This is a genomic window from Pseudomonas syringae group sp. 243L2 (genome assembly GCF_032587875.1).
GTDB classification, from domain to species: Bacteria; Pseudomonadota; Gammaproteobacteria; order Pseudomonadales; family Pseudomonadaceae; genus Aquipseudomonas; species Aquipseudomonas amygdali.
Genome location: NZ_JAWHPL010000010.1, coordinates 24,428 through 36,837, shown reverse-complemented (window position 1 = coordinate 36,837; position 12,410 = coordinate 24,428). Strand labels below are relative to the sequence as shown.

The following is a 12,410-nucleotide window of genomic DNA, read 5'->3' as shown; positions in this document are numbered from 1 at the left end:
CGAGCGGGAGTTCTGCCTGTATTACGACGGTGTACGGGTGATTTTTACGCCCGATTGCACCAGTTGAAAGTCTTCACCACCCAGATGCTTGACCCGGTCACCAATTGCCAGTCTGTAAGTGATTACCGGCTGCCCGCCCTGCACCTCACCCGGCTGCGATTCCTGGAATTCATGGACCGGGTAGACGCGACCTTCGGCGTCTCTGGCATGAAATTGTCCGACGAGAACTGAAGCCATTTGCTCTGTAACCTCTGAAACTGAATATAACTGCTGGTTTACGAATCCATCGAGGCTAGTAGACCACTGATCTATAGGTGAGTTTGCCGGCAGGAAAAAAATAATCCGGGCGGTTGTGGCGCGTCGGGGAATTGACCAGGGCAATGGTCGTCTAAAGGCGGCTGTTGTTGTATACCTGATCTTCCCTATTAATCAGATGACGGATATTTTCATGAGCCAGGTTCATACCATTGCCGTATTGGTCGGCAGTCTGCGAAAAGACTCCATCAACCGAAAAATTGCGCTTGCCCTCGCGGAGCTGGCACCTGCCAGCCTTAAACTGAATATCGTCGAAATTGGCGATTTGCCTCTGTATAACGAAGACATTGATGGCGCTTCTCCGCCGCCAGCCTACAGTGCATTTCGCGACCAGTTGGGCGCTGCCGACGGCGTGCTTTTTGTAACACCGGAATACAACCGTTCGGTGCCGGGTGCCCTGAAAAATGCCATTGATGTGGGCTCGCGTCCTTACGGCAAAAGCGCTTTCAGCGGCAAACCCGGCGCGGTCATAAGCGCTTCTCCGGGTGCTGTCGGTGGCTTTGGTGCCAACCATCACCTGCGCCAGTCTCTAGTATTTCTGGACGTGCTGTGCCTTCAGCAGCCTGAGGCATACCTGGGTGGCGCTGGAAGCTTTTTCGATGAAGCGGGCGCACTGTCCGACAAGACACGGCCATTTCTGGAGAAGTTCATCAACGCCTTCGCTGCATGGGTTGAAAAGAACGTCCAGCCTTCCGTTAATTGATGTGAGCGACGTGCGCCTGCGGACCCATTGCTTTATGTAACGCAGGCGCGTCGTGCTACCTCAATAAGCTGTTTCCTTTTCCTCTGCCACGTGCCCCGGCGCAGTGAGCGATGAGGGCTATTCAAAGGAAACAGCACATGCCAACAGTACTTCCCTATTTTTTCAGCGACTCTCTGCGCAGCCGATTCACACAGGACATTCATGACGCAGTCGGCAGCTCGCGCATCAGCAGTGAAGACGGCAAGTGGCTGCAATTATTGGTCGGAGTAAGTGTCGAGCCCAACAGCGATGCACCCCGTCCAAGAGCTGATCGGCTGATCATAGGCGACAATTCGCCCGATAACGCCGAACTTGCGGGTGCCTTGTTAATCAGCGACCCCACGCCAGGTGTCGCGCCAGTGTTTTTGAGTACCCTGACCTTCGGGGTCGAGCGATTCGAGAGCCGCACTTCGCTGCTAATTGCCTTGCAGCAGCGGTTTGGCGACGTCAGCGATATATCGACTATCGAGGCAGAGCGTGTCGAGGGCTCGCTCTTCGAAGCGCGTACGCTGGCGATCATGCGCCAGCAGGCCGGGCATCTGGAACGCCTGTTGGTCCAGTTGCAGGAGCTGCCGGACCTGCGAGCTGCGGCAGGCAAGGCCTTGCAGACGGCGTTAGTGCAGAGAGGCGTCGCAGACAGCGTCGACGTTTTCAGTCAGGTGGTGCAGATTCTGGGCACTGACCCCGGAGCCAATCCGGTGGTGTCATCGGTAGTGGGCACTCAGTATCTGGCTGATGCTGCTGTGCAGGCATTTTCCCTGAACGTTCTTCCGACGGGTCTGATACGGCAATTTCTGGATGCGCGGGGCCTTGTCTTGCCGCAAGCGCAGAGCGAGCTTTTCGAGCTGGCGCTGGCTGACGTGGTTTCGGGAGTCCGCGATGCATACGAGCAATTGCTGTCTGACTACTGGATGTCAAAACGACAGGACGGCCGTACAGTAAGAGACTTTATTGGTCATGCGCTCGCTGAGTGTTTTCTTCAGCATCTTTTATCGAGCCGGGCATATGGCACGATGACTGAGGCAGAGTATCGCTGTTTGCTCAGCCTGTTACCCTCGCAACCTGGGAATGCACAGTCGATACGCGTTCAACGGTTGTCAGTCACCGTTGCGGGACAGGAGCCTGTCAAGCTGGTGGGCGTGTTCCTGATTGATTTTCCCGCAGAACAGCCGTCGAGTGCGTTTCTCTACTTCTCGCTGTCGGGCTTCTTGCGCTTTGATGATCCGGCTCGTGCAATAGCGCACGTACTGAGCGACCCCTCACGTGCCGAGCTGCTGTTTTATTCATCCTTGAACGATCACCTTGCCATTAAAGAGAAGGGTAAGGTCGAGTCGTATCAGGATGCGTTCGCCAACGTGTTTTTCAGTGAATTCGCTGACTCTGTGATCGCTCTGCAAAAGCGCAATCTGCGTTATGTCCTGGGCCTGCCACCGATCCAATACGAAAAAAATCCGGTTCGGGTTGATGATGCACTGGATATTCGCGGACTCCTGGATGGCCGGCTATCAAACCTCCACGACTCAGGGCGCTGGCGTCCGGAAGTGCTGCCCTTTGGCCAAACCTGGGGAGCCTCGATCCAGGCTAGCGTGGGGGAGCATCCGAAGCTTGTTTCCGAGCCTTCTTACAACTGGATTGGCAAACTGAAGAAGCTTGATGTGTTGCTTGAGCGCGTTGATGTTCTGCATGCCGGTGTAGAGGGCTGCATGCGTCACGCGCTGAACCGTTACCTGGCTGTAATTGGAGGACCACCTCTGGATGCCCGGACCCTTTGGATCTTGCCGGCTGCCATGGATGCGGTGCCTGTGCGGCTACTTTCGTTGGCGCTTGACCGCGTTTGCGGCTACACGCAGGACCCCCTGTCAGACAGCGTGGTGGTGGCAGGGCTGATAACTCCGGTTCTGAATCGGCCATTGCAACGCCTGCCGTTGGCATTGCTCGAACACATACTGGTCTGTGTACAGGAGGAGTTTCCTCGCCGCTTCGAAGAGCAAATCAGCCAATTCTATTCACGTACGGTTCGTCAGCTGGATAGCAGCGAGCGCCCCGGTGTGATATCCGGCCTGGTCCGCGAGTATGCACTGCGCCTGGAATTGCTTGTTGAAAAGCGTACAGGTTTGCTTCCCGAGTCGGTCATCGAGAGCGTTCAGCAATTACTGGACCGGCCACTGCCTGGTCTCAGGGAGGCGCTGGGTGAGTCACAGGTCGATGCGTTCACCGTTTCTGTTCAGTTCGATCCTGAATCACCTGCAATCCAGGTGCCCAACGCGTTCGTGATCAATAACAGGCTTGCTCACAGCTCGCCCGCTCTGTGGGTACTGAGCAAGGGACTTGTAAGTTTCGAAACCCTGCAGGCACTGAAAGACTATGTTGCTGCGCGGTTGACAGGTTTCGAACTGGTTTCGCACTTGTCGGGGGTTCTTGCCGAGCCGGACAGGCAGAGGCTGCTTGATCATCGTACCCGGACTGGCACGCTGGATCTCAAGGTAAAACTGCAACGCATTGAAGAGCATTTCATCGAAACGTTACAACGTGGCGAGGTGGAACGTCAGCGAAGCACCGTGGCGTATCTTTATCAGCAGGCCGTGACTTGGCGGGTACCGTCAGAACTTTTCGTCAACCTGCTGAGTGCAGGAGAGCGCGATGACCGAAATCGCCAGGCTCTTGGCTATCTGGGCGTTGCCATCCAGTTCATCATCTACAAAGCCATCGTCCCTTCATGGGTCAGCGAAGCGTCGGGGACTGATCAGATTACGCTGGTGAATGCCCTGCAGCGGTTCTATGTGACCTGTGTCGGCCAGAAAGATTTTTTGTTTGATATACCCAGTCTCTATGACTACTCCTGCGAGCGACTGAAAAGCAGGTTCAACACCGATTTCACCGAGCCTCGCCCTGACCCTGAAAGCGTCCGGGTGACAATGGCGCATTACATTCCCGTCCCGGTCGCACCGGGGCAGACACCCCAGTCGATACCGGCGGCCACACAATCAGTCAGCGAAACCCTTGTGGAATATGCCATCGACCGTTTCCTGTCCAGGCAGGACGGGGTCATCCTTCTCTCATCAGCGGACGATAAGCCACTGAACGCGTCGCTCACTCCGGCTTACGTTCGTGATCTGGTGAGGTCGCTGGACATCGCTGCGGGTTACCGGAGCATGCTCGAGCCGATCCTTGCCGCGACTGCTCCTGATTACCTTAAGCGACGCAAACTGTTCGTCGATCAGATCCCTTCGCTGGATATACTGCGAGCGTTTGCGCTCAGGCTCAAGAATGAGTTGTCCGAGCAAGCTTATACGGTTATCGAAAACGTTCTTGATATGCCTGATGCCATTGCACGCCTTCCCGTCAACGGCTGCAAGATGGTATTCAGCCCCCTGCAGTTGCTCCCTGCCAAGGAAGGCTGGGAGCCGACCCTCGTACTCAATACGTATCTGATGGGGCCGCATGAAAGCCAATCGGGACCGTGGGTGCTTTACGCGCCACTGCACGACGAATTTGTTTTCAAGGAGTACCCGGACCAGGCTGCGCTGTTGAGGGACATCCATACCTCTACCTATCTTCAAGCGTACATTCTGGATCGTGTTGATCCCCATCTGCGCAAAGTCTATGACAAAGGTGGCTTCGTGGAGCCGCATCTACCTTTCAGTGCAGAATTTTCTTTTGACGTGCCCTTTGATACTCCTGCACCGGTGACCGTGCAAATCGATCCCTATAACGGTAACTGTCTGCTGCTGATGTTCGAGGGCGCTCTGGATACCCTGAAGTTACAAGTGCAACAGCACAGCGTCACTAATGCCGAACAGCGCCGCGCTGCTTCCCGGTACCTGTTCACTCTGGGGGCCGAGCAAGTCATGGCACTGATGCCGGGGCGTCTGGGTGCATTGGTTGGTATCATCCAGGGGCAGGCGCTATTGAATCTGTCGGTCATCTCGGCCGGGGGGCAGCACTGGGGCAAGGCCCTGTCGGAGTTCATGGCTGCCTTGAGCGTAATGATCTCTTCCGGGCAGAACTCTTCGGCATTCACATCACGTACGGTTGACGAGACCAGCACGTTACCGGACGACGCTGCTCTGTCCGACACGCTTTTGCAACTGGAAGATGAGCCCAATGAGTCCGGGTTTTCCTGGAGCAATAGCTCACTGACGCAGCAGATAAGGGACCGCCTGCGCGAATTCGAAGCTCATGAGATCGCCTTGGACACGCTGCAAAGGGATGAGCTGTTAAGTGTCTACCGCGATCCGGCCACCGATAGAAAGTATGCAGCCATTGGTGGTAAGACCTATGAATTGCAGTCCGATGAGGACGGTTGGTTCATTATTGCGGGCAAGAAGATTGGCCCCTCGGTCAGTCTTGATGCCGATCAGCAATGGAAACTCGATATTCAGGGCGGACTAAAAGGTGGCGGTGGTGCGCTTACCCGTATTGAAGGCAGCGTCATTGATGATCTGGTTGACGACCTGATAGTCATCAATGCTCGAGGTATGTCCGAGATTCGACATTCCTATCGAGAAATGGCCCAGGCCATCGAAGATGCATATGTTCAGGCTCAGCATTATCTGGAAAACTGCCTGGCCAACCTGACCAGGCGATTGCCGGACGGAAAGCCAGATCCACGGACGGAAAAGATACTGGCTGATTTTTTTGCTCAGAAGGTCCCGGATGAGCATGTGTATAAAGTCACCAAAAAGGCCGTTACCAAGATTTACGAGGAGTTGATGAGCCCTTCGATGTCGCCTATCGACTCCAAGCGTTACGTGGTCGGCATTAACCGGGTGGGCAACGAGTCCGCCAGTGCGTTTATCTTCGAAGCTGACCCATTAAGGCGGGTTTTTCTGACTGAGCAGTTCTTTCGTTTGCCTACCTACCGTTTCAAGCTCAACGTCATTCGCTCGGGTGAATTCAAGCATGGTCCGCATTATCGCGCCACGATCCTGATTCATGAGTTATCTCACCTGGTGCTCAAGACTGACGACATTGCCTATCTCGAATCTCAGGCGCCGTTTGTTGATTTGCTGGATGATGCATCGGAGTATCGACTGCGCATCAGAAACGAGCTGACCTATCAACAGCAGAAGACCCTGTCCTACCACACTGACCGCGACAAACTGTTCAGGCAGCTGGATGAAGACGTGTGGCGCGACTTGAGGCGAACGGACGGTAATGGTAAGCAGACGATTCTGCGGATAGCGGGTAAGAAGACCCTTGATGAGGCTCGAGACGTGTTTTACGACGATGTTCGCAAGCGTATCGACATCACGCTTAAAAACGCCGACTCGGTCGCGTTGCTGGTGACACTGCTTGGGCGGGAGCGATTCATGACGCGCTGACAGCATGCCCCGGCGACAGGCATCGCCGGGGCAGTCGCGTTTATCAGACCAGGTAGTGACGCAGTTCGCGGGCAATCAGCAGACGCTGGATCTCACTGGAGCCTTCGTAGATCTGGGTGATGCGCGCGTCGCGGTAGTACCTTTCGACAGGGTAGTCTTCCAGGTAGCCATAGCCGCCATGAATCTGGATGGCTTTGGAACACACCCACTCGGCCATCTCCGAAGCGAACAGCTTGGCTTGCGAGGCTTCGGACAGGCAGGGCTGCCCGGCGCTGCGCAGGCGCGCGGCATGCAGAATCAACAGCCGCGAGGCATTGATGCGGGTGTGCATATCGGCCAACAGGTTGGCGATGCTCTGGTGCTCGATGATCGGCTTGTCGAACTGCACGCGTTCACGCGCATAGGCCAGCGCGGCCTCAAACGCGGCGCGGGCGATGCCCAGGGCCTGCGCCGCGATGCCGATACGGCCACCTTCCAGATTGGAGAGGGCAATGGACAGCCCCTTGCCGCGCTCGCCCAGCAGGTTGGCCGCCGGGATTCGGCAGTTGTTCAAGGTGACGGCGCAGGTGTCGGACGCCCGGATGCCCATCTTGTGTTCGCTGCGGTCAACCACGAACCCCGGGTTTTCGGTGGGTACCAGAAACGCTGACAGGCCCTTTTTACCAAGCTGCGGGTCGGTCACGGCAAACACAATGGCCAGTTGTGCGCGTTTGCCGTTGCTGACGAACTGTTTGGCACCATTGATGACCCACTCATCACCTTGCAACTCGGCACGAGTGCGCAGGTTATGTGCTTCGGAGCCCGCATGCGGTTCGGTCAGGCAAAAGCAGCCTATCGCCCGACCGGTGGCGAGCTTTTCCAGCCAGGTGTGTTTCTGCTCATCAGTCCCGTAATTGAGCACCGGCCCGCAGCCGACTGAGCTGTGTACGCTCATCAGCGTGCCGGTAGCTGCGTCGGCAGCGGAGATCTCTTCAACCGCCAGCGCATAGGCGACGTAGTCGATGTAAGTGCCGCCCCATTGCTCCGGCACCACCATGCCTAAAAGGCCCAGCTCGCCAAGTTTGGCGACCAGCGCATCATCGATCCAGCCAGCCTTTTCCCAGGCCTGGGCGTGCGGGGCGATTTCGTTGCGGGCAAAGTCGCGCGCCATGTCGCGAATCATTACCTGTTCTTCGGTCAATTCAAGGTCGTGCACGACTTAATTCTCCAGACCGCTGAAGAAACCCTGCACATGCGCGCTGCTGACGTCCTGCGCGCTGGCGTGTTTCCATTGCGGCTTCTTGTCTTTATCGATTATCAGGGCGCGTATGCCCTCAATCAGGTCGCCACGCTCGAACCATTGGCGGTCCAGGTGCAGTTCCATGGCAAAGCATTCCTGTAGTGGCAAGTGACGGCCACGACGGAGCATTTCCAGGGTCACGGCCATCGCCAGCGGCGAGTGACGCTTCATGCGGCCGACGGTATCCAGCGCCCACTCGCGGGTGTCGCCGATGACCACCTCTTGCAACTGCTCGAGTATGCTGGGGATATCCGGCAAGCCGAAAAAATGATCAATCGCCGGGCGCAGGGTTTCCAGAGGCGGGTAGGGCAGGCGCTGGGTCGCCAGCTTGGCGAGGGCACCCTGCAGGTCCTTGAGCGGCGTCGATTTCCATTTCAGGTGGTCGAGCATATGGTCGAGGCGCGGCAGCATTTCGCTGTTCATCGACCAGTTGGCAAGCCCGCAGTACAAGGCATCGGCAGCGCCGATCTGGGACCCGGTCACGCCCAGCCAGGTGCCCAGCTCGCCTGGAAGACGCGACAGGAAATAACTGCCACCGACATCCGGAAAGTAGCCAATGGCGACTTCCGGCATGCTTAGCCGGCTGCGTTCGGTTACCACGCGCAGGTCAGCGCCCTGGACCAGGCCCATGCCGCCGCCCAGCACCAGACCGTCCATCAGGGCCAGTATCGGTTTGCGGTAACGGTGAATGGTCAGGTCCAGCTCATACTCTTCGGCAAAGAATGTGTAGTGCAGGTCCTGGCCGTTCTGATGGCTTTCGTACAGTGAACGGATATCGCCGCCAGCGCAGAATGCTTTGCTACCTGCGCCGCGCAGAACCACTGCATGAACAGACGGGTCGTCAGCCCAGAGGTCAAGCTGCTGGCGAAGTGTGCGGACCATATCCAGATCGATTGCGTTCAGGCCTTCGGGGCGATTGAGGGTCAGGTGACCCATGTGGTTACGCACCTCGACAACGATCGAATCCCGGCTGGAGGGTTGCCGAACCGGGCGGGCCGATGAAACCTGTGAACTCATTCTGAACTCCTTGTTCGGTTGCGCTTTCTTCTTGTTCGAGTCTTGTTGGAGCGTCGCAGAAGATCCTAGCAGCGCAAATGTGCAAAGCAAAACTGCGTTTAAGCATAGCCTGAAGTTTTACAAAGCCACTATTTAGAGCGTTTGCGGCGAGACTGAGTTTAATGCGCCGGGCTGACCGGGGTGAATCATTGCCTGGCTGATGAGTATTATGACTGTCATTAGTGTCACAAAAGGGAATTCCTCGGGTGCACCCATGAAAGTCTCCATGACCGTTCTCTATGACTGATAAATATGCCCCGCGCGAGTGGGCCGCCCATGAGCGTCCAACCATGCCCGGCTCGCCTTCGACGCCTCTGCATTCCGATGCGCGGCGCTGGGCATTTGCGCTGGTGGGGGTGATCGTCGCGCTGACTGGCGGACTAGGCAACGCGCTGGTGGTTGCCAACCTGCCGTATTTGCAGGGTGCGCTGGGTGCGACGTCGCAGGACATCGCCTGGTTGCCGGCTGCGTACATCATGACCAATGTGTCGATGAACCTGCTGCTGGTGAAGTTTCGTCAGCAGTTCGGTTTGCGCGCGTTCACCGAACTGTTTCTAGTGCTTTATGCACTGGTGACGCTGGCGCACCTGTTCGTCAACGATATTGACTCGGCCATCGCCGTGCGTGCGGCGCACGGCATGGTCGGTGCTGCGCTCAGTACCCTTGGGCTGTATTACATGATTCAGGCGTTTCCGCAGAAATGGCGGCTCAAGGCGCTGGTGCTCGGGCTTGGCACTGCCCAGCTGGCGACGCCGCTGGCCCGGCTGGTGTCAGAAGACTTGTTGCAGATCGCCCAGTGGCGCGGTTTGTACCTGTTTGAACTGGGTATGGCGCTACTCTCGCTGGGTTGCGTACTGCTGCTCAAGCTGCCACCGGGTGATCGTTTCAAGGCGTTCGAAAAGCTGGATTTCCTGACCTTCGGCCTGTTGGCTGGTGGTTTTGCGCTGCTCTGTGCCGTTCTCTCGCTGGGGCGCATTGAATGGTGGCTGGAAGCGCAGTGGATAGGTCTGGCGTCGGCGGCCTCCATTGTGCTGATCTGCGCCGGACTGGCCATCGAGCATAACCGAAGCAATCCGTTGCTGATCACGCGCTGGCTCGGCAGCGGGGCGATTCTGCGTCTAGGGCTGGCCGTTATCCTGTTTCGCGTGGTGCTGTCCGAGCAGTCAGTGGGCGCCGTAGGCTTTCTTCAGGCGCTGAACATGGGCAGTCAGCAGCTGCACACGCTGTACATGGTGATGTTGCTGGGCAGTGTGGCCGGGTTGGCGGTCAGTGCGCTGACCATCAACCCTGCGCACCTGATCAAGCCATTGCTGATTTCTCTGGCGATGATGGCAATCGGTGCCTGGATGGACAGTCATTCGACCAATCTGACCCGTCAGTCGAACATGTACCTCAGTCAATTCCTGCTGGCATTCGGCGGTACGTTTTTTCTCGGTCCGACGCTGGTGCTGGGGATCAGTGGTGTACTGGCCAACCCGCGCAACATGGTGAGTTTTTCGGTGTTGTTCGGGATCACACAAAACATTGGCGGCCTGATCGGGTCTGCTGCACTGGGCACTTTTCAGATCGTGCGCGAGAAGTTTCACTCCAGTCACATCGTTGAGCACTTGACCCTTATCGACCCGCTGGTTCAGGCGCGATTGCAGAGCTACAGCGCCAGTTACAGTTCAGTGATTGCCGACCCGTCGCTGCGCAATACTCAAGGCATGCGCGCGATGGCTACGGCTGCGACCCGAGAAGCCAATGTGCTGGCCTACAACGATGTGTTCATGCTGATCGCCCTGATTGCCGTACTGACCATGATCTGGATTTCAGCCCGGGTCCTGTGGCTGAAAATGACCACTCAACCTTTGGCGTTGGCACCTGTAGCACCTGCCGCTTCGCCTTCCGTATCCAATTCCGGCGTTAAATCTTCATGAACGAATCCACGACCTCAGATACAGAAGCAACCCGCAGCGCGCCGCCACCTGCACCGTTGACGTCGCCGGTGACCAGCAAGCCGCGCTCGACCCGCAAGCGAGTCGTGTCTTCGGTGATTTTCGCTGCCGTCGCGCTGGTCGGGGTGCTGGTTGTGCTATACGCCTGGCAACTGCCACCGTTCGCAAGTCCGATCGAGAGCACCGAGAACGCCCAGGTAAAGGGCCAGACCACGCTGATCGGGCCGCAGTTGAGCGGGTATGTTTACGAAGTGCCGGTTCAGGACTTCCAGTTCGTCAAGGCCGGCGACTTGCTGGTGCGTCTGGATGATCGTATTTATCGCCAGCGCCTGGATCAGGCCATTGCGCAACTGGCGGTACAGAAAGCCTCGCTGGCCAATAACCTGCAACAGCGACGCAGTGCCGAAGCGACCATCGGCCAGCGCCAGGCTGAACTGCAGAACAGCATCGCCCAGAGCCGCAAGAGTGCTGCCGATCTGCGCCGCAATCAGGCACTGGTGACCGATGGCTCGGTATCGAAAAGCGAGCTTGATGTGACCCGTGCTGCCGATGCGCAGGCAAATGCCGCGGTCGCTGAAGCCAGGGCGGTATTGCAGATCGCCCGCGAGGATCTGCAAACGGTGATCGTCAACCGTGGCTCACTGGAAGCTTCAGTGGCCAATGCTCAGGCGGCCATCGAACTGGCGCGCATCGACCTGGACAACACCCGCATTGTCGCCCCGCGTGACGGGCAGTTGGGGCAGATCGGCGTGCGCCTGGGTGCCTACGTCAACTCGGGTGCACAATTGATGGCGCTGGTACCCGAGCAGCGCTGGATCGTTGCCAACATGAAAGAAACCCAGATGGCCCATGTGCGCCTTGGCCAGCCGGTAAGCTTTACCGTCGATGCGCTCGACGGTCACGAGATGCACGGCCACGTACAACGAATTTCGCCTGCCGCAGGTTCTGAATTCAGCCTGCTGCCTGCCGATAACGCGACCGGCAACTTTGTGAAGATTTCCCAGCGCATCCCGGTGCGCATCGTGGTCGATGCCGATCAGCCAATGCTCGAGCATTTACGGCCGGGCATGTCGGTGGTGGTGAGTATCGATACCAGCGTAGAGGGTGATGAACCACCGGGCCCCGAGGCACGATAATCTCGCCACCCCTATTGTGCGACGCAGAGCGTCGCGACCTGCATTCCCACGCTGGAGCGTGCGGAACGATAATCGCAACTATCGTGCGGCACACCGCGTCGCGACCTGCATTCCTACGCTGGAGCGTGCGGAACGATAATCGCAACTATCGTGCGGCGCTCCGCGTCGCGACCTGCATTCACACGCTGGAGCGTGCGGAACGATAATCGCAACTATCGTGCGACGCTCCGCGTCGAGACCTGCATTCCTACGCTGGAGCGTGCGGAACGATCATCGCAACTATCGTGCGGCGCTCCGCGTCGCGACCTGCATTCCTACGCTGAAGCGTGAGGAACGATGATCGCAACTATCGTGCGGCACACCGCGTCGCGACCTGCATTCCTACGCTGGAGCGTGCGGAACGATAATCGCAACTATCGTGCGGCGCTCCGCGTCGCGACCTGCATTCCCACGCTGGAGCGTGCGGAACGATCATCGCAACTATCGTGCGGCGCTCCGCGTCGCGACCTGCATTCACACGCTGGAGCGTGCGGAACGATCATCGCAACTATCGTGCGACGCTCCGCGTCGCATGCCTTTCTGGACGCTCCGCGTCCTCTTTGCGACCTGCATCAAGACTTG

7 protein-coding genes are annotated in these 12,410 nt (G+C 57.6%); 4 read left to right on the top strand and 3 right to left on the bottom strand.

Annotation, left to right across the window (positions count from 1 at the left end; all coding sequences use genetic code 11):
- Nucleotides 1–21 precede the first annotated feature (21 nt).
- Nucleotides 22–237: a hypothetical protein gene (locus RYB66_RS04065; RefSeq protein WP_005743892.1), complete on the bottom strand. Its 216-nt coding sequence runs from the start codon at nt 235–237 to the stop codon at nt 22–24.
- A gap of 211 nt (nt 238–448) precedes the next feature.
- Here RYB66_RS04065 and RYB66_RS04060 point away from each other — a divergent pair, with 211 nt between their 5' ends.
- Together RYB66_RS04060 and RYB66_RS04050 are read left to right on the top strand one after the other, a co-directional pair.
- Nucleotides 449–1,018: an NADPH-dependent FMN reductase gene (locus RYB66_RS04060; protein WP_004660698.1), complete on the top strand. Its 570-nt coding sequence runs from the start codon at nt 449–451 to the stop codon at nt 1,016–1,018.
- A gap of 137 nt (nt 1,019–1,155) precedes the next feature.
- Nucleotides 1,156–6,381 (top strand): dermonecrotic toxin domain-containing protein, encoded by a 5,226-nt coding sequence (locus tag RYB66_RS04050; RefSeq protein ID WP_410478400.1) that lies wholly within the window; start codon nt 1,156–1,158, stop codon nt 6,379–6,381.
- Between the two features lie 43 nt (nt 6,382–6,424).
- Here the strand turns inward: RYB66_RS04050 and RYB66_RS04045 are convergent, their stop codons facing one another.
- Nucleotides 6,425–7,576, bottom strand: a complete 1,152-nt coding sequence (locus RYB66_RS04045) for an acyl-CoA dehydrogenase family protein (RefSeq protein WP_004664374.1) — start codon at nt 7,574–7,576, stop codon at nt 6,425–6,427.
- Nucleotides 7,577–7,579: 3 nt separating this feature from the next.
- Nucleotides 7,580–8,677: an enoyl-CoA hydratase/isomerase family protein gene (locus RYB66_RS04040; RefSeq protein ID WP_316893882.1), complete on the bottom strand. Its 1,098-nt coding sequence runs from the start codon at nt 8,675–8,677 to the stop codon at nt 7,580–7,582.
- A gap of 278 nt (nt 8,678–8,955) precedes the next feature.
- Between RYB66_RS04040 and RYB66_RS04035 the strand changes: the two genes are divergently transcribed.
- Both RYB66_RS04035 and RYB66_RS04030 read left to right on the top strand, forming a co-directional pair.
- On the top strand, nt 8,956–10,635 hold the full coding sequence (locus RYB66_RS04035) for an MFS transporter (protein ID WP_316893880.1): 1,680 nt from the start codon (nt 8,956–8,958) through the stop codon (nt 10,633–10,635).
- Nucleotides 10,632–11,789 carry an HlyD family secretion protein gene (locus tag RYB66_RS04030; RefSeq protein ID WP_054996511.1) on the top strand — a complete coding sequence of 386 codons (1,158 nt, stop codon included), beginning with the start codon at nt 10,632–10,634 and terminating at the stop codon, nt 11,787–11,789. The genes RYB66_RS04035 and RYB66_RS04030 overlap by 4 nt, the downstream gene beginning before the upstream one ends.
- The last annotated feature ends 621 nt before the right edge of the window (nt 11,790–12,410 follow it).

Coding starts and splice junctions, on each gene's coding strand:
- RYB66_RS04065 (WP_005743892.1), bottom strand. CDS start 237: ATGGCTTCAGTTCTCGTCGGACAATTTCATGCCAGAGACGCCGAAGGT.
- RYB66_RS04060 (WP_004660698.1), top strand. CDS start 449: ATGAGCCAGGTTCATACCATTGCCGTATTGGTCGGCAGTCTGCGAAAA.
- RYB66_RS04050 (WP_410478400.1), top strand. CDS start 1,156: ATGCCAACAGTACTTCCCTATTTTTTCAGCGACTCTCTGCGCAGCCGA.
- RYB66_RS04040 (WP_316893882.1), bottom strand. CDS start 8,677: ATGAGTTCACAGGTTTCATCGGCCCGCCCGGTTCGGCAACCCTCCAGC.
- RYB66_RS04035 (WP_316893880.1), top strand. CDS start 8,956: ATGACTGATAAATATGCCCCGCGCGAGTGGGCCGCCCATGAGCGTCCA.
- RYB66_RS04030 (WP_054996511.1), top strand. CDS start 10,632: ATGAACGAATCCACGACCTCAGATACAGAAGCAACCCGCAGCGCGCCG.